The sequence below is a fragment of the Pseudomonas sp. LBUM1644 genome (assembly GCF_059716195.1).
The window spans coordinates 956,126-978,213 of record NZ_CP166812.1; the positions used below are offsets into that span (position 1 = coordinate 956,126).

18 protein-coding genes are annotated in these 22,088 nt (G+C 58.1%); 12 read left to right on the forward strand and 6 right to left on the reverse strand.

Annotation, left to right across the window (positions count from 1 at the left end; translation table 11 throughout):
* Window position 1: 1 nt before the first annotated feature.
* A complete protein-coding gene (locus ACA052_RS04350; RefSeq protein ID WP_497648550.1) occupies window positions 2–607 on the reverse strand; it encodes a hypothetical protein in 606 nt (201 codons plus the stop codon).
* Between the two features lie 54 nt (window positions 608–661).
* Entirely contained in the window at window positions 662–1,138 is a 477-nt protein-coding gene (locus tag ACA052_RS04355) for a PAS domain-containing protein (protein ID WP_497648551.1), read from the reverse strand.
* 152 nt (window positions 1,139–1,290) lie between these two features.
* Between ACA052_RS04355 and ACA052_RS04360 the strand changes: the two genes are divergently transcribed.
* From ACA052_RS04360 to ACA052_RS04375, 4 genes are all read left to right on the forward strand, one after another.
* The gene (locus ACA052_RS04360; protein WP_497648552.1) at window positions 1,291–1,746 is read left to right on the forward strand and encodes a flavodoxin; all 456 of its coding nucleotides are present in this window, start codon (window positions 1,291–1,293) and stop codon (window positions 1,744–1,746) included.
* 103 nt (window positions 1,747–1,849) lie between these two features.
* Window positions 1,850–2,632, forward strand: a complete 783-nt coding sequence (locus ACA052_RS04365) for a class II aldolase/adducin family protein (RefSeq protein WP_497648553.1) — start codon at window positions 1,850–1,852, stop codon at window positions 2,630–2,632.
* Entirely contained in the window at window positions 2,632–3,534 is a 903-nt protein-coding gene (locus tag ACA052_RS04370) for an alpha/beta fold hydrolase (RefSeq protein ID WP_497648554.1), read from the forward strand. Before ACA052_RS04365 ends, ACA052_RS04370 begins: the two co-directional genes overlap by 1 nt.
* Window positions 3,535–3,749: 215 nt before the next feature.
* A complete protein-coding gene (locus ACA052_RS04375) occupies window positions 3,750–4,661 on the forward strand; it encodes an SDR family oxidoreductase (protein ID WP_497648555.1) in 912 nt (303 codons plus the stop codon).
* Between the two features lie 55 nt (window positions 4,662–4,716).
* Here the strand turns inward: ACA052_RS04375 and ACA052_RS04380 are convergent, their stop codons facing one another.
* Both ACA052_RS04380 and ACA052_RS04385 read right to left on the reverse strand, forming a co-directional pair.
* Window positions 4,717–4,971 (reverse strand): immunity protein, encoded by a 255-nt coding sequence (locus ACA052_RS04380; RefSeq protein ID WP_497648556.1) that lies wholly within the window; start codon window positions 4,969–4,971, stop codon window positions 4,717–4,719.
* On the reverse strand, window positions 4,968–7,025 hold the full coding sequence (locus ACA052_RS04385) for an S-type pyocin domain-containing protein (protein WP_497648557.1): 2,058 nt from the start codon (window positions 7,023–7,025) through the stop codon (window positions 4,968–4,970). The genes ACA052_RS04380 and ACA052_RS04385 overlap by 4 nt, the downstream gene beginning before the upstream one ends.
* 837 nt (window positions 7,026–7,862) lie before the next feature.
* Here ACA052_RS04385 and ACA052_RS04390 point away from each other — a divergent pair.
* The 5 genes from ACA052_RS04390 to ACA052_RS04410 all read left to right on the forward strand — a co-directional run bounded on the left by ACA052_RS04390 (window position 7,863) and on the right by ACA052_RS04410 (window position 16,858).
* Window positions 7,863–9,656 carry a DUF1302 domain-containing protein gene (locus tag ACA052_RS04390; protein WP_497648558.1) on the forward strand — a complete coding sequence of 598 codons (1,794 nt, stop codon included), beginning with the start codon at window positions 7,863–7,865 and terminating at the stop codon, window positions 9,654–9,656.
* A 23-nt stretch (window positions 9,657–9,679) separates the two neighbouring features.
* The gene (locus ACA052_RS04395) at window positions 9,680–11,047 is read left to right on the forward strand and encodes a DUF1329 domain-containing protein (RefSeq protein WP_497648559.1); all 1,368 of its coding nucleotides are present in this window, start codon (window positions 9,680–9,682) and stop codon (window positions 11,045–11,047) included.
* Window positions 11,048–11,187: 140 nt separating this feature from the next.
* Window positions 11,188–13,743, forward strand: a complete 2,556-nt coding sequence (locus ACA052_RS04400) for a LuxR C-terminal-related transcriptional regulator (RefSeq protein ID WP_497648560.1) — start codon at window positions 11,188–11,190, stop codon at window positions 13,741–13,743.
* Between the two features lie 163 nt (window positions 13,744–13,906).
* Window positions 13,907–14,269, forward strand: coding sequence for a hypothetical protein (locus tag ACA052_RS04405; RefSeq protein ID WP_497648561.1), 363 nt, complete (start codon window positions 13,907–13,909; stop codon window positions 14,267–14,269).
* Between the two features lie 225 nt (window positions 14,270–14,494).
* Entirely contained in the window at window positions 14,495–16,858 is a 2,364-nt protein-coding gene (locus ACA052_RS04410) for a dermonecrotic toxin domain-containing protein (protein WP_497648562.1), read from the forward strand.
* 7 nt (window positions 16,859–16,865) lie between these two features.
* On the opposite strand, the gene ACA052_RS04415 is transcribed toward ACA052_RS04410, so the two are convergent.
* Entirely contained in the window at window positions 16,866–17,660 is a 795-nt protein-coding gene (locus ACA052_RS04415; protein WP_497648563.1) for an IclR family transcriptional regulator, read from the reverse strand.
* 165 nt (window positions 17,661–17,825) lie between these two features.
* On the opposite strand from ACA052_RS04415, the gene hmgA reads away from it, so the two are divergent.
* From hmgA to maiA, 3 genes are read left to right on the forward strand one after another with little or no spacing between them, the layout of a single operon-like run.
* Entirely contained in the window at window positions 17,826–19,130 is a 1,305-nt protein-coding gene (gene hmgA, locus ACA052_RS04420; RefSeq protein ID WP_497648564.1) for a homogentisate 1,2-dioxygenase, read from the forward strand.
* A gap of 3 nt (window positions 19,131–19,133) precedes the next feature.
* Window positions 19,134–20,438: a fumarylacetoacetase gene (gene fahA / locus ACA052_RS04425; protein WP_497648565.1), complete on the forward strand. Its 1,305-nt coding sequence runs from the start codon at window positions 19,134–19,136 to the stop codon at window positions 20,436–20,438.
* Window positions 20,439–20,450: 12 nt separating this feature from the next.
* Window positions 20,451–21,086 (forward strand): maleylacetoacetate isomerase, encoded by a 636-nt coding sequence (gene maiA / locus ACA052_RS04430; protein ID WP_497648566.1) that lies wholly within the window; start codon window positions 20,451–20,453, stop codon window positions 21,084–21,086.
* Between the two features lie 79 nt (window positions 21,087–21,165).
* Here maiA and ACA052_RS04435 read toward each other — a convergent pair whose 3' ends face one another.
* Window positions 21,166–21,969, reverse strand: coding sequence for a SirB1 family protein (locus ACA052_RS04435; protein ID WP_497648567.1), 804 nt, complete (start codon window positions 21,967–21,969; stop codon window positions 21,166–21,168).
* Between the last annotated feature and the right edge of the window lie 119 nt (window positions 21,970–22,088).

Sequence of the window (22,088 nt, forward strand, 5' to 3'; positions counted from 1 at the left end):
TTCAGAGATGCAGCGTGGGATGCGTCAGCCGATGCTGCTGCAGGATGTATTGGCGCAGACGCTCGGTTTCGTCCTTGTCACTCTGGCTCAACTGGTAGGCGTAGAAACCATTCTCGGTTTCTTTCTCGAAAGTACCGCGCAACGCGATCCGCTCGTAGCCTGAGGGGCTGAACCACAAGGCGAAATGTTTCGGCGGCTTGGTCTTGTTGCGAACTTCCAGCAGAACCCCTTTAAACGACACTTCATGCACCCACATCGTACCGGGTTGGCCGTTGGCGTTCTCCAGTGCTACCGGTTCTTCGAGCACCAGCCGCCATGGCCGGACCATCGGGCCATCTTCATAGATGCTGGGAACCCCTAGGCGCAAGTGCAGCGCGTGAAACTCGTCTTCCACCAGATGCAGCGGGAAAGTCATCTGCTGATTTTCGAAATTGGCCTGGATGGTGACCTGCTCATGCGCTGCGAGGCGTGTGAGCAAGTCACGGATTTGCGAACCACCGTTGACGAGCAGGCTCGACGTCGCATCCCGCACATTGAGTTGCGGGTTGTGTTGCATGGTCTGGATGAAATCCAGCTCATCCTGGGTCAGGAGCGCGTCGCGTTGCATGGCTAACTCGAATTGAATAGTTACAAAGTCATCGGTGATTGTAGTTAATGACAATTAATTCGCGGTTTTGTTTTTGCCGTTCGTCGCTTTAAGTGCGGCAAGTTCAGCCTGGAGTTCAGCCAGTTGGGCTTCCAGTTGCGCTACGCGCTGCTGTGCCTTGACTTGAACGGTGACGTCTTTTTGCACGCCGACAAAATAAGTCTGCCCGTCGCTTGGGTTTTTCACTGTAGAAAGGGACAGCTCGTTCCAGAATGGCGTGCCGTCCTTGCGGTAATTCCTGAGAATTTCCCGGCAGGAGCCACCGCTGCTCAATGCGGCGCGAATCAAGGCAAGCGCCTCCTGATCCCGGTCTCCCGACTGAAGGAAACGGCAATCCTGGTAGAGGACTTCTTCACTGCTGTAACCGGTCATATGTTCGAATGCCGGATTGACGTAAATCAGGATGTTGTCGTGCTCGCCTTCCTTTTCGGCAACCACGATGCCGTCGTTGGAGGCATTGATCACCATTTGCAGCAATTGCGCGTTGATCATCGCAGAGTCCTTTCCAGGTTGATTAAGGCTGCATTCTAGAAGAACACTGGGCGGCGTCCACTGGCCATCACCGCTAAATGAGATCGAATCGCAGCTTTTAGGCTGCTGCTGTTAATATCCCCCGTCTTTTACTCAGCTTCAGGAACAGATTGATGAAAGTCGCCATCCTTTCCGGCTCGGTATACGGTACGGCTGAAGAAGTCGCCCGCCATGCCGCGAACATTTTGAAAGCCGCTGGTTTTGAAACCTGGCACAACCCTCGTGCCAATCTCGCCGATATTCAGGCCTTCGGCCCCGAAGCTTTCCTGGCAGTAACGTCGACCACCGGCATGGGCGAGTTGCCGGACAACCTGCAACCGTTGTATTCGACGATTCGCGATCTATTGCCGGCGGCATGGCGCGGCTTGCCGGGTGCAGTGATTGGCCTGGGCGACGCCAGTTACGGCGACACCTTCTGCGGTGGCGGCGAGTTGATGCGTGAATTGTTCGGCGAGCTGGGCCTTCGTGAAGTCCTGCCGATGCTGCGCCTGGACGCGAGCGAAAGTGTGACGCCGGAAGACGACGCCGAGCCATGGCTCAATCAATTGATCGACGCGCTGCGCACCTGACTCGCACGGCCATCAAGCTGGCTGCCAATGCAACTACACGAAGCCTGGGGGCTGACTAGACTGCTGTTACGTGCAAAAACAATAAGAACAGGAGTTCCTTGTCGTGAACGTAGCCCCCGTCCAATCCCCCCACAGTGTCAAAGATCAGGTCAGTGCCGCGGAGTGGCAGACCCGTGTCGACCTGGCGGCCTGTTACCGTCTGGTCGCCCTGCATGGCTGGGATGATCTGATCTTCACGCACATCTCGGCCAAGGTGCCGGGCACCGAAGACTTTCTGATCAACCCGTTCGGGCTGATGTTCCACGAAATGACCGCGTCGAGCCTGGTCAAGGTCGATCAGGCCGGCAATAAACTGATGGACAGTCCGTATGAGATCAATCCAGCGGGCTACACCATCCACAGCGCCGTTCACGAAGTTCGTCACGATGTTGTCTGCGTGCTGCACACTCATACGGCCTCGGGTGTTGCGGTGTCGGCGCAGAAGCAGGGCATTTTACCGATCAGCCAGCAATCATTGTTCGTCCTGTCCAGCCTGGCTTATCACGCCTACGAAGGCGTTGCGCTGAACCATGAAGAGAAGGCGCGCTTGCAAGCCGACCTCGGTGAAAACAATTTCCTGATGCTGCACAACCACGGCCTGCTGACCTGTGGGGGCACCATCGCCGACACGTTCCTGATGATGTTCACCTTCCAGCGCGCCTGCGATATCCAGGTGATGGCTTCAACCGGTGGCGCCGAGCTGATCGCCATCGAGCCGCAGATATTGGCTGGTGCGAAGGCGATGATCGCCGGCGTCACCAAAAGTGCTCAAGGGATGGGCGGTGCACTGGCCTGGCCAGCGCTGCTGCGCAAACTCGATAAACAAGACCCGGGGTACAAACTCTAATGGCACTTGCCGAGATTCCCCTGTGTGTGTGGCGCAAACGCAGCCAGGCGTTCGTATTCCGTGGTCAGACCGTTCGTTACTGGACGGCGGGGCAGGGTGAGCCGCTGTTGCTCATCCATGGCTTCCCGACGGCCAGTTGGGATTGGCATTACCTGTGGCAACCGCTGGCGCAGCGTTATCGGGTGATTGCCTGCGACATGCTCGGTTTTGGTGATTCGGCCAAACCGGTCAATCACGAATACAGCCTGCTGGAGCAGGCGGATCTGCAACAGGCGTTACTGGCGCACTTGAAGGTCGAGCAAGCGGTGCACGTATTGGCCCACGACTATGGCGACAGCGTGGCTCAGGAACTGTTGGCGCGGCATTACGAAGAACGTTTTCACCTCGCCAGTTGCGTGTTCCTCAACGGCGGGCTGTTTCCCGAAACCCATCGCCCGATCCTGATGCAAAAACTGCTGCTCAGCCCATTGGGCTGGATGATCGGCCGAGCCTTTTCCCGTGACGCCCTGGTGAAGAGCTTTCGGCAGGTTTTTGGCCCGAACAGCCGACCGACGGAAAGTGAAATGGACGATTTCTGGAGCCTGGTCGACAGCAACCACGGGCCACGGATCATGCACAAGTTGATCGCCTACATCCCTGAGCGACGCGCCCAGCGTGATCGTTGGGTCGCCGCGATGCAGCGGGGTGAGGTGGCGCTTCGAGTGATCGATGGCGAAGTCGATCCGATCTCCGGCGCACACATGGTCCAGCGCTATCGGGAGCTGATACCGAACCCCGACACCGTCCTGTTGCCCGGCATCGGCCATTACCCGCAGACCGAGGCGCCAGGGCTGGTGCTCAAGCATTACCTGGAGTTTCGCGACCAGCTGGTTTCGCCGTCGCGCAAGATGGCTTGTTCCTGACTGGAGGTGACCGGAAAAGATCGCAGCCTCGTTTCACTCGACAGCTCCTACAAAGTGAAACGAGGCTGCGATCTTTTCCAATTCACCCCAATCCAAATCGGCATCATCCCCCAGCCTTATCGAACACCATTCAGCCTCCCCCCTGTTCATTGTGACCCGCAGCGCCGTGCCTGACACTCGGACTCATTGTCCCCTTGGCCTGCTGGAGTCCCCCAATGAACGAGTCTGTGCGTTTCGAAGATAAAGTCGTGATTATCACGGGTGCAGGTGGAGGCCTCGGCCGGGCCCATGCACTGCTGTTCGCCAAGCAGGGCGCCAAGGTGCTGGTCAATGATCTCGGTGGTTCGGCGCAGGGCGAAGGCGCGAACGCTTCCGCCGCAGACCGCGTGGTGAATGAAATTCGTGAGGCGGGCGGCATCGCCGAAGCCAACCACGACTCCGTGACCGACGGCGACAAAATCGTGCAGCACGCCCTCGATGTCTTCGGCCGGGTCGACGTCGTGGTCAACAACGCCGGGATCCTGCGGGACAAGACCTTCCACAAAATGGAAGACGGCGACTGGGACCTGGTTTACCGCGTCCACGTCGAAGGCGCCTACAAAGTGACCCGCGCCGCGTGGCCGCACCTGCGTGAGCAAAACTATGGCCGCGTGATCTTCACCGCCTCGACCTCCGGCATCTACGGCAACTTCGGCCAGTCCAACTACGGCATGGCCAAGCTTGGCCTCTACGGCCTGACCCGCACCCTCGCCATCGAAGGCCGCAAAAACAACATCCTGGTCAACGCCATCGCCCCCACCGGCGGCACCCGCATGACCGAAGGCCTGATCCCGCCGCAGGTGTTCGAACAACTCAAGCCGGAACTGGTCAGCCCGCTGGTGGTGTACCTCGGCAGCGAGACCTGCCAGGAAACGTCAGGGTTGTTTGAAGTCGGTGGTGGCTGGATGGGCAAAGTGCGCTGGGAACGCAGCCTCGGCGCCGGGTTTGATCCGCGGGTTGGGTTTTCGCCGGAAGACGTGGCTGCGCATTGGCAGCAGATTTGTGATTTCGAAGGGGCTGCGCATCCGAAGGATAATATTGAGGCGTTGAAGGAAATGATGGGGAATTTGCAGCGGTATTCGCTTTAAGGGGCGGTGATACCAAGCCGCTGTATAAAGCGGCTTGGTGGTTGTTGAAAATATTCTAAACGTATCGCTTCTCTTTAAAGAAATCGGGCGCTTTCCAGTTCGGCCCCTTGATCGTTTTCCCATTTTCGTCGCTTACTAATATGCCATCCTCGAAAAGCAAGTTGTAAACTGTTACTAATTCGCCATGGGACATCTCAGGTCGGAAGCGAGCGTACATACTTTCCACCTGCATGGCAGATCTAAATAACGCGAAAACTGAAACAACCTCCTCTGTTGATTCATTTTTTATTATTTGCTCAACAGTGTTCATTGTACGGGCTCCTTGAGTTCTTTCTCGTATTCTCTTTGATCTTGTACGTTCATTGCATTGATTGCTGTCTCGGTGTAAAGGAGCGTTAAGCTGTTTCCAAGTTTGTAGTCCTCCAGTGTAGCAGTGTGAGCGTTGTTCCAAACTGGTGAGTCATCAGGAGGCGAAACATTGTCGGCGTAACCGAGTGTTCTGTAACGCTCCAGTTCTCGTAATTCGTGAGTGTAATAACGACGATAGACGTCAGTAGATTGTAGTTGTCCGTTGAATATTCTGTTCAGGCGCTCGATCATTATGTCGTTCGCGTCAGATTGATTGAAACGGGCAGTGTGTAATTTTACTAAATCAATCCCTCCTTGAGTGATTGTTGCCGTGCTCCAGTCCAATTCTAGTATCGGCCCTCCCGCCTGTTCTGGATTGAACTTTCGCCCACTGTATTTTCCCGTGACGGTGGCCCCGTCATAAGGGCTGTTGAACACCACATACTGAGGCGGAATTCCCGATTCAATCGGGAATACATAAATGAAACCACCAAAGCTATAGAGATCCAGCCTCGGGGACGTATCTATCCTTCCTTCGAGGGCGGTTGCGGTAGTGCCGTTGTAGACAACAATGTTCAGCTCCTTGCTTGGGAGGGTCGTCGAGGAATTGTTCGGCCGGACAATCGGCGTCCAGGTCATGCCAGTGGAAAACGCATCCGGGGTATATGTCCTGTAAACATTCAAACCTGGGTCAAAAGTGGCAAGCCGCACCGGTACTTTGCCAGTTGCTGCAGTGCCGTTTGTTGCGGCAACAAAAAACTCTGTTGTGTTACCCACCGATCTGGACCCGATAGCTACCGGCAGTTCTATTTCCCCGTTAGCCTCGGCGATGGCGTACAAGCCGTCGAGGTTGTCAGGCATAAGGTCTGAGAGCGGCACGTTTAAGGCGTAGAGATCGCTATCTTCCAGTGGTGAGGGAAACGCCAGTGCGGCAAACCCACCTATGACTGCTCCGGCCGACGAAGCTAACGCTGCAATCACTGCTGACACCGCAGCACGTAAAGCAGACTTTATCGCCAAGGTGGTCGCTGAATTTGTAGCGAGATTTCCCGCTGCTACGGTGAACACTGGGCCCGCTGCAGCTGCTGAGCCCGAAACAGGAAACGGACGATTTGCCTTGGCCGCCTCCAGAGACTCCATCTTTTCCCGAAAAGCTTTAAATTTAGCGTCGTTTTCTGCGAGCCTTTTTTCCCAGGCCTCTTCTCGTTCCCTGGCCTCTTGCGCATTACGTTCTGCTGTCAGTCGCGCTTGCTCGGCGGCTACCCGTTCGGTCTCTGCCAACGCTGCTATTCGTGCCTGCTCTTGATCATTAGCAAGTGCCTCAGCTTCCGCCTTAACACGTGCCTCTTCAGCAGCAATACGCTGTGCTTCCTGTTCCGCTGCTAGTCGCGTTTGTTCCGTTGCCTGCATGATGCTGAAGGTGAGTTGAAGATTGGCGGTCTGCTGGTGGAGCGATTGGATAGTCTGGGACAACAATCTAGCTTCGATAGAGGCTCGCAGTGATTGATTCAAGGCCTGCATGGCAATGCCATTGGGTCCCGGCCACTTCTCCATCGTCGTGGCTTTTAACATGAATTCATTGACATGCCGGTTAAATGGATCACCTCCATAAAACGCATTCGCAGTGGTTGTTTTATTGTGGAGTTCGGCGGCTTTACGTTCTGTTAATTTGTTCAGGACACCCAATTCCCGGACAATTGATTGCAATGGCGGAACTGGATCCGTTGGGCCCTCATGTCGGGTCGCTGCCAACTCTGCTTCGATAGTTATCGGTAGTTGGCTCGATCTGGTTTGATATTCCTGTTCTAACGCCCGGGTCGTTTTTGTTACGGTGCCTCGATTTTGCTCATAAGCTGATACGCCGCGCCCCAAAGGGCCTGCGTGCAAGCGGTTTCCCGAACGGGGTGGGGGTATAAAATGATCGGGCGCTTGTCCTACTATTTCGACAGGTGTTGTTATTTCATGAAAACCAGGCGTCCAGTCATTACCCTTCGGAGGTTTTGGTGGTTTTTGCATATTCGTGTCCTTATGAATTTGCTTGGTGTCGAAGTTAGCGGCTAGCGATGGATCTGACCGCAAACTATTGCTTGGTGCCATTTCAAGTTACAGCGAAATAGAAAGTGATGGGTCTGAGAGGTGTGTGAGATTTCACATATAAACTTGAGGGAGTTTTCGGCATTGGAGTAATAGTGGGGATATTCTCCTTTGAGTAAAAGGAAGTTTCTTATGGGGTTATCGGAAGTGTCTTGCAGTGCTGTTTTAAACGGCGGCGCAAACCATCACCCATAAAAAAGGCCGCTGCAAACGCAGCGGCCAAAGTAAGACGTTAAATCAAGGAGCTACAAATCAACGTCTCTGTACTCAGTGCGATGAGCCGAAAACCTTCGATTCATCTGAAATCGTGCTTCCAGGCCATTTGCCGTGAAAGCCCGACAAGAATAAGCGCCTGAGCCCAAAGGAAAAATAGCGATTCCTGACATGCACTGTTGCAATCTGGGCAACAGTCCCGCCCTCCCAGGCGATTAATTCTCTGTAGCAGCTGCCGAAGGCGGCGTTCGGCTGCGCAGCAGTCGTAAACCCTGCATGCGCGTTGTTCCTGAATCACCGAAGTGGATTTGATGACTGCTGCGCAGCCGGACGCAGCCTTCGGCAGCTGCTACAGGTTTGCGTTGACTGCACTTAATACGTTCCCCTAATAGCGCTTCATCCAAGCCATCCATTCCGCGCCGCATCCCCCATTACGTGTGGCCATTCATCCTTTAGAGCTACACCGCAAATACCTCCTTGGTGCGCTTATCGCCCCCAACCTGCGGCAGTAGGGTGTGGCCTTCTGTCACTCACCGGGGAAGACGCATGACAAAAACAACAATGCGCGCCATCTTCAAACCGCAAGCGCTGGCCGCTGCGGTGGCCTTGGGTTGCTGTGCCCAGGCGCAGGCTGTTTCGTTCAATATTGGGGAAATCGAGGGGACGTTTGATTCCTCGCTGTCGGTCGGGGCGAGTTGGGGCATGCGCGATGCCGACAAGTCGCTGGTGGGCACCGTCAACGGCGGGAGCGGCCAGGCATCGACCGGCGACGACGGGCGACAGAACTTCGGGAAGGGTGAAACCTTCTCTAAGATCTTCAAGGGTATTCACGATCTCGAATTGAAGTACGGCAACACCGGCGTATTCGTGCGGGGCAAGTACTGGTACGACTTCGAGTTGCAGGACGAAGACCGCCCTTTCAAACCCATCAGCGATCACGGCCGCAAGGAAGGCGCGAAGTCTTCCGGTGCGCAGATCCTCGATGCCTTCGTCTACCACAACTATTCCATCGCCGATCTGCCCGGCACGGTGCGCGCGGGCAAGCAGGTGGTCAGTTGGGGTGAAAGTACTTTCATCGGCAACTCGATCAACAGCATCAACCCGGTCGACGTTTCAGCATTCCGCCGTCCTGGTGCAGAGATCAAGGAAGGTCTGATTCCGGTCAACATGCTGTTCGCTTCTCAGGGGCTGACCGACAAACTCACGGTGGAAGGTTTCTATCAGCTGGAGTGGGACCAGACCGTTCTCGACAACTGCGGCACGTTCTTTGGCAGCGACGTGGCGGCGGACGGTTGCACTAAGGGGTACACCGTTGCAAGCCCCGCCATCGCGCCGCTGCAACCGATTGCCGCTGCGTTTGGCCAAGGCTTCGAGGTCAGCAAGGAAGGCGTGATTGTCCCCCGTGGCGGTGACCGCGACGCCCGCGATTCCGGGCAATGGGGCACGGCTTTGCGCTGGCTCGGTGACGACACCGAGTACGGCCTGTACTTCATGAACTACCACAGCCGCACGCCGAATGTCGGCACCACCACCGCCGGGTTGGGTACGCTGGCGAGCATTCCGGGGCTCGTCGCCACCGCCAACCGTATTGCGCCCGGCAGCGGCTCCGGCCTCGCCCAAAGTGTGATGCTCGGTCGTGGCCAGTACTACCTTGAGTACCCGGAAGACATTCGCCTCTACGGCGCGAGTTTCTCCGCCACCTTGCCAACAGGCACCGCGTGGACGGGAGAGGTCAGCTACCGGCCCAACGCTCCGGTGCAGGTCAACAGCACCGACCTGACCCTGGCGATGCTTAACCCGATCGCGGGCGGTGCCGCATCACCTATCGCGACGACGCCCGGCGCTGACAACAAAGGTTATCGGCGCAAGGAAATCACGCAGATCCAGAGCACCCTGACGCACTTCATCGATCAGGTAGCGGGCGCCGACCGCCTGACACTGGTGGGCGAAGCGGCGGTTGTTCACGTCGGTGGCCTGGAGTCGCGCAGCGACCTGCGCTACGGCCGCGACTCGGTGTACGGCCAATACGGTTTCGGTGGTGATACCGACGGTTTCGTCACGTCGACCTCTTGGGGTTACCGCGCCCGCGCCATCCTCGACTACAACAACGTCGTCGCCGGGATCAATTTCAAGCCCAACCTGTCGTGGTCGCACGACGTGTCCGGTTATGGCCCCAACGGGCTGTTCAACGAAGGCGCGAAGGCGATCAGCGTTGGCGTCGATGCGGACTATCGCAACACCTACACCGCGAGCCTCAGTTACACCGATTTCTTCGGTGGTGACTACAACACCCTGGAAGACCGCGACTTCCTGGCGCTGAGCTTTGGCGTGAACTTCTGATCTGGCTGAGAAGGATGATTTCAATGCGCAAGATGATTCTGCAATGCAGCGTTCTGGCCCTGGGCCTGTTGGCCGCCGATGTGATGGCGGCGGTGTCGCCGGAAGAAGCGAACAAGCTCGGCACCAGCCTCACGCCGTTGGGCGGTGAAAAGGCTGGAAACGCCGATGGCTCGATCCCGGCCTGGACCGGGGGGCTGCCGAAAAACGCCGGTGCGGTGGACAGCAAAGGTTTCCTGGCTGACCCGTTCGCCAATGAAAAACCGCTGTTTACCATCACGGCGGCGACGGTCGACAAGTACAAGGACAAACTGTCCGACGGCCAGATAGCGATGTTCAAACGCTATCCCGAGACCTACAAGATCCCGGTCTATCCGACCCACCGTACCGTGGCCGTGCCGTCGGACATCAACGAGTCGGCCAAGCGCAGCGCGCTGAATGTGACGCCGATCAACGATGGTAACGGCCTGGCCAATTTCACCGGTAATCGCTACTACGCCTTCCCGATTCCGAAGAACGGCGTCGAAGTGATCTGGAACCACGTCACCCGTTATCACGGCGGCAACCTGCGCCGCACCATCACTCAGGCAACACCGCAATCCAATGGCGATTTCACCGTGATCCGCTTCAAGGATGAAGTGGCGGTGCCCTCGCTGTTGGGGGATTTGAAGCCGGGCAGCGACGAAAACGTCCTCAGCTATTTCAAGCAGGAAGTTACTGCGCCGGCGCGGCTGGCGGGCAACGTGTTGCTGGTGCATGAGACCCTCGATCAGGTCAAGGAACCGCGCAAGGCCTGGATCTACAACGCCGGTCAGCGCCGAGTGCGGCGTGCGCCGCAAGTGGCCTATGACGGTGTCGGCACATCGTCCGATGGGCTGCGCACCACTGACAACTTCGACATGTTTTCCGGGGCCCCGGATCGCTACGACTGGAAACTGATCGGCAAGAAAGAGATGTACATCCCGTACAACAGCTACAAACTCGATTCGCCCGACCTTAAGTACACCGATGTCATCAAGGCCGGGCACATCAATCAGGATCTGACTCGCTACGAGCTGCACCGGGTTTGGGAGGTCGTCGCCACGGTCAAGCCCAACGAGCGGCACGTGTACGCCAAGCGCCATATGTACATCGACGAAGACAGTTGGCAGGTGGCGCTGGCCGATCACTACGACGGTCGCGGCCAGCTCTGGCGTGTAGCCGAAGGGCACGCGCAGTTCTACTACGATCACCAGGTGCCGGCCTATACCGTTGAAGCACTGTATGACTTGATTGCCGGTCGCTACATTGCCTTGGGGATGAAGAACGAGGAGAAGCGCAGCTTCGAGTTCGGTATTGATGCCAAAGCCGGGGACTACACGCCGGCAGCCTTGCGGAGTACGGGCGTGAGGTAACTATTCCTACAGGCTATAGCGAAAAAGGTGACTTTGCGGTCACCTTTTTTATAGGCGTCGATCAGTGTGTTGAATACTTCTTCAACAAGCCGTGTAGACAGGGCTAGGGTGGCGCCACAATTATAAAAAGGCCCACCACTATGACTGCCATGACGCTGTGTCTGGACCGTCCTGGACCCCTGCCTCGTTTGTCTTCTCATCATCTGTCACGCCAGCGTTTAATCGAGCCGCTGCTGGCTTCAACGGCGCGAGTGAAGTTGCTTTGTGCCCCGGCCGGCAGCGGCAAGAGTGCGCTGCTCATCGAGTGCCTGTTGCGTGCGCCGGCGCACTGCCGAGTGTGTTGGCTGCCATTGGCGGGGGAGTCGCCCAGTGCTGCCGATTTCCGGCAGCGGCTGGCGCAGGCCCTTGGTCTGGCGTCTGCGGATGAGCCTGCGTTGCTGGAGTGTCTGGCTCGCCAGCAGACGCCGGTCTGGCTGTTTCTCGATGATTACTGCCGTGTGCCCAACCCGGAATTGGATCTGCTGCTCGATCGATTATTGGCCGTCACCGGTCCGTTGATGACCTGGTGGATCAGTACTCGCCGTCGGCCTCTTTGCAATTGGCCACGGTTGTTACTGGGTGACGAATTGTACGACTGCGAGCGCGCCACGCTGGCGTTCAATCAGGCAGAAATCGAACAACTGCTGCAGCACCTGGCGCCGGAACAGGCACGCCACGTTGCCGGCAGAATTATCGAACGAAGGGGGGGCTGGTGCGCTGGTATACGCATGGCGCTGCTGGAGAAATGCGACTGGGCCCGCAGCGACACTCTGCTCGGGCGACCGGACACCCTGCACGATTATCTGGAGCACGAATTGTTCGCCAGCCTGACCCCGGAACTCGCAGAGGCCTGGCGCGTGTTGGCGCACCTGCCGCGTTTCAATGCGCGCCTGTGCGATCACTTGTTTGGCGCGGGCGAGGGCACTGAATGTCTGGCGGCCCTACAGGCGCTCGGATGTTTCATTGAGCCTTGGCAGGGCTCGACGGATTGGCTGCAAGTATTTGCCCCGCTCTCACAGTTGATGCGCGAAGAGCCTTGGCCGGCGGGCCGCTCGTGGCACCGCCGCGCATGTCAGTGGTTTGCGGCGGAGCTGGACTGGAAGGCGGCCTTTGAGCAGGCCTTGCTCGCCGAAGAGTTCGAGGTCGCGGTCAGTCTGTTGCAGCATTTCAGTTTCGCGCATCTGTTCGAGGAGCAGACGGTGGTGCTCTTGTTGCGTCTGCATGAGCAGCAAGGCGAGGCACTGATGTTCGGCTCGCCACAACTGGTTGGGCTGACGACCGCCGCCCTGTTGTTTGCAGGACGCTTCGAGCACGCCGGTGAGTGCATCGAACATTTGTCGCGGTTTGCCCCCCAGTCATCGGCGTCCCTTCAACGGCAATTGATCGCGCGCTGGCAGGCTCAACAGGGATGGTTGCTGCACTTGCAGGGCCGTATGGACAGTGCTTGCCAGCATTTTCTCGAGGCGCTGAGTGCGCTCGGCCCCGAGTTCTGGACGGCTCGGTTGATGTGCCTGTCCGGGTTGACCCAACAGGCCTTGCTCCGGGGCGAGCTCGACGTCGCCCAGGCGACAAACCGTGAGGCGTTGTGCCTGGCCCGAGCGCAAGGTTCGTTGGTATTTGAAGCGCTGATGGAACTCGATCACGCGCAGTTGCTTGAGCAACGCGGCGCCGCGTGCAGGGCCGAAAGCCTGCTGGCAGGTATGCACGAACTGCTCACCCGGCAACAACCGGTTACCGAACCATTATTGGGGCGGATTGCCTTGCAGCGCGGTCGGTTAAGTCTGTCTCAGGGGCGGGATGCCGAGGCCCGTGCGCACTTTGAAACCGGCTTGCGGATGTGCCTGCGCAGCCAGGACAAACGAGCGCTGTATGGCTTCCTCGGCCTGGCGCAACTGGCGGCCAACCATGCGGATTACGCCCAGGCCTTCGTCCAGTTGCGTGACGCCGAACGATTGATGCAACAACGGAGGATTCCCGACACGGTGTATCGCGGGGTATTGCTGCACTTCAGTTGTCGCTTCTGGCTGCAGCAGGGGCGTGCGCAGTTGGCCCACGAAGCCCTGACCCGCGTGCTCCGCCACTATCAAGGACCGCACGCCCGCCAGGCCCCGCCCGCGACATTCGAGTTGATTCCCGGCCTGGACTATTTACGGGTGCTGGTCGAGGTGTATCTGGGGCGTGCGCAAACGCCGCTGGCCCGGCTTGAAGGCCAATTACAGTGGGCGTTGCAGCGAGGCATGGCAGGCTTGCAAGCGCAATTGCATCTGGTGCTGGCCGAGGTCGCCTGGTTGTCGGGTGACTCGTCGTATGCGCGGCAGTCGTTCCAGGAGGGCCTGGCCCTGGTCGAGCGCTGCAATCTTCAGCAGGTATTACGCGACGCGCAGCTACGCCAGCCACGGTTGCTGGAGGCGATGGGCGGGGGCGGGCCGGCTGATGCTCCGCAGGTGGTGCCTCACGGGCAAAATCGTTTGAGCCAACGTGAAGTAGAAGTGCTGGAGTTGGTGGCTCAAGGCAACTCGAATCAACAGATTGCCGACCTGTTATTCATCTCGTTACACACAGTAAAAACTCATGCGCGGCGAATCAATGGGAAGTTAGGTGTCGAGCGCAGAACCCAGGCCGTGGCCAAGGCTAAAGAGTGGGGGGTAATTGTTTGAAGTGTTGTCGAGTTCGGTGATTGGTAAGTTTACGAATACACACAAGTTGCGGGCTGTACTTCGCCGGAAGGAGTGTTTATAAGTTGTGCGTCGGCCCGGTCAGTTTGAATTTTATTTTGAGTCTAAGTAGGCCGACTCATAAATTTTAGAAAGGATGCTATGTATGACTAATGAATTGCTTAAAGAAGTGAGCGAGAAACTCGGCAAGGTGTTCAGCGATATGGGCTACACGATCGATGTGGATAAAACCTACCTGAACTCCGTAGTGGTCAACGATCAGGGTGAGCAGGTGATCGACTACTCCCAGAGCCTGAGCTGGGCCATCATGGAGAAGGTGCAGGCCGATGAGCTGCCTAAGTTTAGTGAGATTTCTGCCGGTGTGTTTTCCAGGCCGTGGACTTTCGATCCTGCTTATGGGGTTGCGGGTCTGGATATTATGCAAGTTAATATCAATGGTCGAGTTGTTGTTGAATCCTATCGGGATAAAAAACGTTCGCTGCCGGCAGCAATGGCAGAGTTGGTTTAACTGTTGTAATAGTGCAGCCCGGTAATGCGAGGTGTATCGTGTTTCGGGCTGTATTAATGATTTGGTTATTGACCCCCTTAAGATCACGATCAAAAGATCGCAGCCTTCGGCAGCTCCTACAGGGGGGATTTTTGATGTGTGCAAAAGGATAGGCACTTGAATATTGATTTTTTAACAAGAACGGCCATTGAACACGTTCAGGGGCGACCGTCACGGCAAGCAATGATGGAACTTCACGCAATGCCGGACTGGTTGCAGCGCGCGAGTGAAGAGGACCGCCAGCTCTACGTCGACAAGGAACAGGCGCTGGAAAGGAATGAGCAAGCGCTGGATGAGCAGTTGAAGGAGGTCAAATCCCTCAAGGCTTTTGCGGGTTTTCATGCCCGGGAGTTCATCCGAATCCTTACGGGTGAAGTTGTCGACCCGGAGCAGATTTTCGTCAGGGCTCGCCATACGTTCTATGTCGGGACGCAGAAGATTGTTCAAAGCAATCGTCTGAACCTTCCCGAATTCATGCTCTACGGTTTGTACGATCCGGCCTCTGTGCCATTGGAAATCACCCTTGAAGGCGAGACGTTGCCGGCCGGGGTGACCGAAGAGGATTTGCTGGAGGTGATGGACGGAACGAGCATGCGCTCGGTGTATGCCGAACAGTTTGAAGCGATGTACGTCAATGACGAGGTGCTTCAAGCCCTGCAAACCCTGCTGGACAGTCGTGAGGGGCTGAGCGTGATCAGGGCCAGGTTGCAGCAGCATATCGGCGAGCAAAGCCTGGACATCATCAAGCGTGCCAGCCAACAGGCCGAAGGCTATTCCCGCGGTGATCTTTCATTCGAAAGCTGGAAAATTCCCTTTCAGGGGATAATCGTCTATTGCGGGCCGGGCGGGGAGGCGGGGCCTTGTGTGCTCTATGCACCAGGGGCTCCCGGCGGCAGGGACTGGTACGAGTTTACGAGTATCAGGCAACTCAACTTCCATTTCGCTGAATGGGTTCGCCAGCCCGAAGGGCGCAGTTACTTGAGCCGGCAGTCGCACGCTACCGAGCGGGACAGCCTTGATGCCTACATGAGGATTGTCGCGGAGCTGCCAAGCCAATGGCGCGGTATCACCCGCAAACCATGGACAACGACGGATGCCGGTGCGGTGCTTAACTCCGGTTGGCTGTGGGGGGAAATGACGGCGGTCATCCCGGCGGGTTATCGATCGGCAACGGCTTACCATCGGCAACTGTTCGCGCGATTGAATACTGAGCTTAAAGCACTGACCCGACTGGCCGCTCATAAGGCCGCGCTGATCAGTTACGAGAAGTTCGCTTTCAACCTCGTTAAAAAGCTGGCCGACGATCTCATGGCGGACAACGGTGAACCGGTGTCCGTCAATCCGGACCTGATCATGGTGGAGCTGGACAGCTCGCAAGAGATGACCTTGTCTCAATTCATCATCAAGGAACACCACATAACCCAAGAGAGCGGGCCGGTCAGTAACCCGGGTATTTACCCACGCATCCGTCTGCTGCCCGGTCATCCACCGATGTCCGATCTGCTCAATCAATACCTCGCCAACTGGTCGAGGGCGTTGCGTCCGGGTGAGCAGTACATCGACATGCTGCGGTCAACGTATCTGGATAAGGACGCACCCGGTTATGACCTGAAATGCGATGTTCATGTGAACCTGCAACTTCATGAAATGCAGCGTACCGCGCTGGCGGAACTGTTCAGCGGTGTCCTTGAGCGTGAGCAATATAATCGTATCGAACAGGCCATTGACCGGTTGCGCGTTCCGGAAGCGACCGATCCGATCGACGTTGATTACCCTGATTCTCCCCGACGCGACGGTGTCTACAAGTTCTATCTGGAGAAGCGCAAGATCCAGGGCGTGTATGTTTTTCGCATCACCCACCAAGGCGTTGCCGAGGATCTGGTGTATACCCCCCATGCGCCCGATGGCCGGGGATTCCGCGCGCTGAGCGACTTCGGTAACTCGGTGAAAGTGGGTGGTTTAGGGCGTTACTACTGCGAACGCGCCAAATTCACCGACCGCCAGGTGCTCAAAAACTATGTTGAACGCGTCATGCTGGGCGGTGGCGGCGTCGAACCACCGGCACTGCAAGTCAATAGCCGTGTGTTCGACTTCTCCCATTGTTACGGTGACATGATCAGTCAGGTGAGTGACGGCGTTGATGCCCAAACCACAAGTCTGATCGAGATTGTTGCCAAGTTGGCTTACGACGCAGCGGTAGCCGCCGTTTCCGTCATCGGGTGCGTGTTCCCGCCGATCGGTCTTGGACTGAGCGCCCTGGTGATGGCCAAGGGGCTGTTCGAGGGCGCCATGGCCTATCGGGACGGGGACAATCGACAAGTATTTTCCAGTTACCTGGATTGCATACTGCAACTGGCCACCCTGCGCTTGGGCGCGTTGACGTTCTCGCCGATGCAGAAAGCGATTGCCAGGCAATTGGGCGACGTGAACACCTGCTTGAGCGTTGTTTCGGCGTGCAGTGGGACAAAGGTGGAGCTGGCGGTTATTACCCAGTTGATGAAGGAAGCGTTAGACGAACCTGATTCCAGCGAGCAGACGCTACTGGAATAAACACAGGTTAGTTGACGGCGGCCGGAGGTTGATACCCCATCCGCCAACTCACGGCCCGCGTCGCCGCCAGTAATCGCTGCGCCGCCGGGCCGTTTTCGTCGGCATGGAACAACGACGTCGGGCCGACGATGGTCATGACCGCCGCCACGTTGCCGACGGCGTTGAAAACAGGTGCCGACAACGCATCGACACCTGGCATCAACAAGCCATGCACATGATGCAGGCCGCGCTCGCGGATCTGTTCGCACAATTGCGCGTAGGCCTGATCGTCCGCCAGCGCATGGACGCCAGTGGTTTGCAGTTCCTGATCGCGCAGGTCAATGGTTTCCCGCTTGGGCAAGAAGGCACCAAACACCAGGCCGGTGGATGAGCTGAGCAACGGCAATACCGAGCCCAACTGCGTCACCACCGTCACTGCACGTATCGCCGGTTCAATGTGCACCACGGTTGCGCCCTGATTTCCCCACACCGCCAAAAAGCAGGTTTCGTTCAAGTCATCGCGCAACTCGGCCAACGGCAGGGCGGCGACTTTCAGCACGTCCATACTGTTGAGTGCCGCCAGCCCTACGCGCAAGGCTTCGCGGCCCAGTCCGTAATGGTTGGTCGCGGCATTCTGCTCGGCAAAACCGCTGGCGATCAGCGCCTGTAAATAGCGGTGAACCTTGCTCGCCGGCATCTGCACGTGTTCGGCCAGCCGCGACAACGACGTCGATGGCGACAACTCGGCCAATGCCTTGAGGATGTCGGTGCCGACCTCGGCCGAGCGGACTTTCTGTTTGTCGTTGTTGCGCGGCGTTTCCATGGAGGTGGTTTGATCCCGGGACGAATGGGCGTCTTTATAGCTTGACGGTCAATACCAATCAAATTACGTTATGCGTAATCGAATTACGACAAAAATAACCCAGGCGTGCCAAAAACTCTGCGACAGAGCGACGGGCCATTGCCGACTCCCTGCTCAGGAGGCTCCATGAACCTCGATTCAACGGCGCCCGCGCTGGTTTATCAGTCCGGCTTCGGCAACGAATTCAGCAGCGAAGCGTTGCCCGGTGCACTGCCCATCGGCCAGAACTCGCCGCAGAAAGCCCCCTACGGTCTTTACACCGAACTGTTCTCTGGCACTGCGTTCACCATGCCTCGCAGTGAAGCGCGGCGCACCTGGATGTACCGCATTCAGCCGTCGGCCAAGCACCCGGCGTTCGTCAAGCTGGATCGGCAATTGGCGGGCGGCCCGCTGGGTGAAGTCACCCCCAATCGCCTGCGCTGGAACCCGCTGGACATCCCCTCCGAGCCGACCGATTTCATCGACGGCCTGGTGAGCATGGCTGCAAACTCTGGCGCGGACAAACCGGCCGGGATCAGCATCTACAGTTATCGCGCCAACCGTTCCATGGAACGGGTGTTCTTCAACGCTGACGGCGAGCTTTTACTGGTGCCGGAGCAGGGCCGTTTACGCATCGCGACCGAGCTGGGCGTGTTGGAGCTTGAGCCGCTGGAAATCGCCGTACTGCCGCGCGGCCTGAAATTCCGCGTTGAGCTGCTTGACCCGCAGGCTCGCGGCTACATTGCCGAAAACCATGGCGCGCCGCTGCGCCTGCCGGACCTTGGACCGATCGGCAGCAACGGCCTGGCGAATGCGCGGGATTTCCTGACGCCGGTCGCGCACTACGAAAACCTCAAGCAACCCACCACGCTGGTGCAGAAATTCCTTGGCCAGTTGTGGGGCAGTGAGCTCGATCATTCGCCGCTGAACGTGGTGGCCTGGCACGGCAATAACGTGCCGTACAAATATGACCTGCGCCGTTTCAACACCATCGGCACGGTCAGTTTCGATCACCCGGACCCGTCGATTTTCACCGTTCTCACCTCGCCGACCAGCGTGCACGGCTTGGCCAACCTCGACTTCGTGATCTTCCCGCCGCGCTGGATGGTGGCCGAGAAAACCTTCCGTCCACCGTGGTTTCACCGCAACCTGATGAACGAATTCATGGGCCTGATCAAAGGCGAATACGACGCCAAGGCTGAAGGCTTCCTGCCCGGTGGCGCGTCGTTGCACAGTTGCATGAGCGCTCACGGCCCGGATGGCGAAACGTGCACCAAAGCGATTAACGCGCAACTCGCACCGGCGAAAATCGACAACACCATGGCGTTCATGTTCGAGACCAGCCAAGTGCTGCGACCCAGCCGTTTCGCCCTCGATTGCCCGCAACTGCAACACAATTACGACGCCTGCTGGGCCACGCTGCCCGCCACTTTCGACCCGACCCGGAGATAACCCATGACTCAGACCACCCTCACTCGTAGCTGGGTTGCCTCCGCCAACGGCCATGCGGATTTCCCGCTGCAAAACCTGCCGCTGGGCGTATTCAGCGTGAAGGGTTCGGCACCACGCGCCGGCGTCGCCCTAGGCGAGCACATCTTTGATCTGGAAGCCGCACTCGACGCCGGACTGTTCGATGGCGCGGCGCGTACCGCCGTTGAAGCCACCCGAGGCGGTCAGCTGAATGCGTTTTTCGAACTCGGTCGCCAAGCACGCGTTGCCCTGCGTGAACGCTTGATGGAATTGTTCCTGGAAGGCAGCACGCTGCACGGCAAGATCGAAGCCCAAGGCGCAAAACTGCTGCCACTGGCGGCTAATTGCGAGATGCACCTGCCGGCAAAAATCAACGATTACACCGACTTCTACGTCGGCATCGAGCACGCGCAAAACGTCGGCAAGCTGTTCCGCCCGGACAACCCGCTGCTGCCGAACTACAAGTACGTGCCGATCGGTTACCACGGTCGTGCCTCGACCATTCGCCCGTCCGGCACCGACGTTCGGCGCCCGAAAGGCCAAACCCTGCCGGCCGGTCAGACGGAGCCGACATTTGGCCCGTGCGCACGCCTGGATTACGAACTGGAACTGGGGATCTGGATCGGTCAGGGCAACGCGATGGGCGACTCCATCGCCATTGGCGACGCCGCCGATCACATCGCCGGTTTCTGCCTGCTCAACGACTGGTCCGCGCGGGATATTCAGGCCTGGGAATACCAGCCTCTGGGGCCGTTCCTGTCGAAAAGTTTCATCACCAGCATCTCGCCGTGGGTCGTGACCGCCGAAGCGCTGGAGCCGTTCCGTCGCGCTCAACCGGCGCGCCCTGAAGGCGATCCGCAGCCGCTGCCGTACCTGTTCGACACGCGTGATCAGGCCGCTGGCGCCTTCGACATCGAACTCGAAGTGCTGCTGCTCACCGATGCTATGCGCGAGCAGAACCTGCCGGCCCATCGCCTGACCTTCAGCAACACCCGACACATGTACTGGACCGTGGCGCAAATGGTCGCGCACCACAGCGTCAACGGCTGCCAGTTGCAGGCCGGTGACCTCTTTGGCTCAGGCACGTTGTCCGGTCCGGAAAACGGTCAGTTCGGCAGCCTGCTGGAAATCACCGAGGGCGGCAAAAAGCCGATCGAACTGGCGTCCGGCGAAGTGCGCAAATTCCTCGAAGACGGCGACGAAATCATCCTGCGCGCCCGTTGCAACCGCGACGGTTTCGCCTCCATCGGTTTCGGCGAATGCCGTGGCAAAGTGCTGCCGGCGCGCTAAGAGGATCGGTTCATGGAACTCTATACCTACTACCGTTCGACTTCGTCGTATCGAGTGCGTATCGCACTGGCGCTGAAGGGGCTGGACTACCAGGCGCTGCCGATCAACCTGATCGCACCGTCCGGTGGCGAACATCGGCAGCCGGCCTACCTTGGGGTCAACCCGCAAGGCCGGGTGCCGGCGTTGCGCACGGACGAAGGTGAGTTGTTGATCCAGTCGCCGGCGATCATCGAGTACCTGGAGGAACGTTATCCACAAGTGCCGCTGCTGTCCAAAGACCTCGCCGCTCGCGCCCGTGAGCGCGGTGTGGCGGCGGTGATCGGCTGCGATGTCCATCCGCTGCACAATGTCAGCGTGCTCAACAAGCTGCGTCAGTTGGGCCACGATGAACCCCACGTGGTCGAGTGGATTGGCCACTGGATCAGCCAAGGACTGGCGACGGTGGAGCAGTTGATTGGCGACCAGGGTTATTGCTTCGGTCCGCAGCCGGGGCTGGCCGATATCTACCTGATCCCGCAGCTGTACGCAGCCGAACGCTTCAATATTTCCCTTGAGGCGTATCCACGGATTCGTCGAGTGGCGGCGCTGGCGGCGATGCATCCAGCGTTCATCAAGGCTCATCCGGCAAATCAGCCGGACACGCCTTAAAGATCAAAAGATCGCAGCCTGCGGCAGCTCCTACACTGGATAACCAGTAGGAGTTGCCGCAGGCTGCGATCTTTTGCTTTCAATGGACAACGGAATTCGGTGGCAAATGCCCCAACCGTTCAGTCAGTCGAATCCGCTGGATCGGGTCATCACTGAGCAACAGCGCATGTTCCAGATCAAAGCGCTCGGCGTTCGGGCAATCGAGCCGTTGATAGAGGCTGGCCCGGGCCAGGTAGTCGGACGCGCTGCCGTTGCCCAGTTCCAGTACGCGTTCGGCGTCGATCAGGGCGCCGATGCAATCATCGTTGGAAAGGTGCAATTGGCGCAGGTTGCGTGACAGACGCTGGAGCATTTGCACGGGTTCGGCGGTGACCAGGTGTTCGGCGCTGAGCTTCATGTTCGGGCCGTATTGACGGTGCAACAGCTCGCGGCAATCGTTGGGGTACAAACGACGCCCGCCGCAAGGATCGAGCAGGTGATCGGCGCCCGGTACGCGTAACAGGAAATGCCCGGGGAAGTTGACCCCGACCATGGGGATCTCCAGACCTTTTGCCAGTTCCAGCGCAATCAACCCCAAGGCCAGAGGCTGACCGCGTCGGCGCCCCAGCACTTTGTCGAGCAAGGCCACTTGCGGGCGCAGCGGGCTGGAATCGTCCTGGGCGAACCCCAGGTCATTCATGCGCCGCAGCAATGGCTGGGCCAATTCACTGACCGGAAGCATCGGCAGGCCATAACTGACTCGCTGCTGCAATTCCTTGAATGCTTTCAGCACCGCCTCGGGATTCACCTCGCTATCGTGTTCTGCTGCAATCCACAGCGCCGCCTCAAACAGCGCGGGCGGTGAGCGTTGCAAACAGGCGAAGAAACATTGGCGAGGCGTCATCAAAATCTCCGGGGAATGCCTCGTTTTAGCCCCGTCTCCGGGATTCGTCCAGTGCCGTGCACGGGCCAGCGCAGGTTATTTCCGAAAGCCAGCATCGCGATGCTGCTTATTCCGGTGCG

Coding starts and splice junctions, on each gene's coding strand:
- ACA052_RS04350 (WP_497648550.1), bottom strand. CDS start 607: ATGCAACGCGACGCGCTCCTGACCCAGGATGAGCTGGATTTCATCCAG.
- ACA052_RS04355 (WP_497648551.1), bottom strand. CDS start 1,138: ATGATCAACGCGCAATTGCTGCAAATGGTGATCAATGCCTCCAACGAC.
- ACA052_RS04360 (WP_497648552.1), top strand. CDS start 1,291: ATGAAAGTCGCCATCCTTTCCGGCTCGGTATACGGTACGGCTGAAGAA.
- ACA052_RS04370 (WP_497648554.1), top strand. CDS start 2,632: ATGGCACTTGCCGAGATTCCCCTGTGTGTGTGGCGCAAACGCAGCCAG.
- ACA052_RS04375 (WP_497648555.1), top strand. CDS start 3,750: ATGAACGAGTCTGTGCGTTTCGAAGATAAAGTCGTGATTATCACGGGT.
- ACA052_RS04380 (WP_497648556.1), bottom strand. CDS start 4,971: ATGAACACTGTTGAGCAAATAATAAAAAATGAATCAACAGAGGAGGTT.
- ACA052_RS04385 (WP_497648557.1), bottom strand. CDS start 7,025: ATGCAAAAACCACCAAAACCTCCGAAGGGTAATGACTGGACGCCTGGT.
- ACA052_RS04390 (WP_497648558.1), top strand. CDS start 7,863: ATGACAAAAACAACAATGCGCGCCATCTTCAAACCGCAAGCGCTGGCC.
- ACA052_RS04395 (WP_497648559.1), top strand. CDS start 9,680: ATGCGCAAGATGATTCTGCAATGCAGCGTTCTGGCCCTGGGCCTGTTG.
- ACA052_RS04400 (WP_497648560.1), top strand. CDS start 11,188: ATGACTGCCATGACGCTGTGTCTGGACCGTCCTGGACCCCTGCCTCGT.
- ACA052_RS04405 (WP_497648561.1), top strand. CDS start 13,907: ATGACTAATGAATTGCTTAAAGAAGTGAGCGAGAAACTCGGCAAGGTG.
- ACA052_RS04410 (WP_497648562.1), top strand. CDS start 14,495: ATGGAACTTCACGCAATGCCGGACTGGTTGCAGCGCGCGAGTGAAGAG.
- ACA052_RS04415 (WP_497648563.1), bottom strand. CDS start 17,660: ATGGAAACGCCGCGCAACAACGACAAACAGAAAGTCCGCTCGGCCGAG.
- hmgA (WP_497648564.1), top strand. CDS start 17,826: ATGAACCTCGATTCAACGGCGCCCGCGCTGGTTTATCAGTCCGGCTTC.
- fahA (WP_497648565.1), top strand. CDS start 19,134: ATGACTCAGACCACCCTCACTCGTAGCTGGGTTGCCTCCGCCAACGGC.
- maiA (WP_497648566.1), top strand. CDS start 20,451: ATGGAACTCTATACCTACTACCGTTCGACTTCGTCGTATCGAGTGCGT.
- ACA052_RS04435 (WP_497648567.1), bottom strand. CDS start 21,969: ATGACGCCTCGCCAATGTTTCTTCGCCTGTTTGCAACGCTCACCGCCC.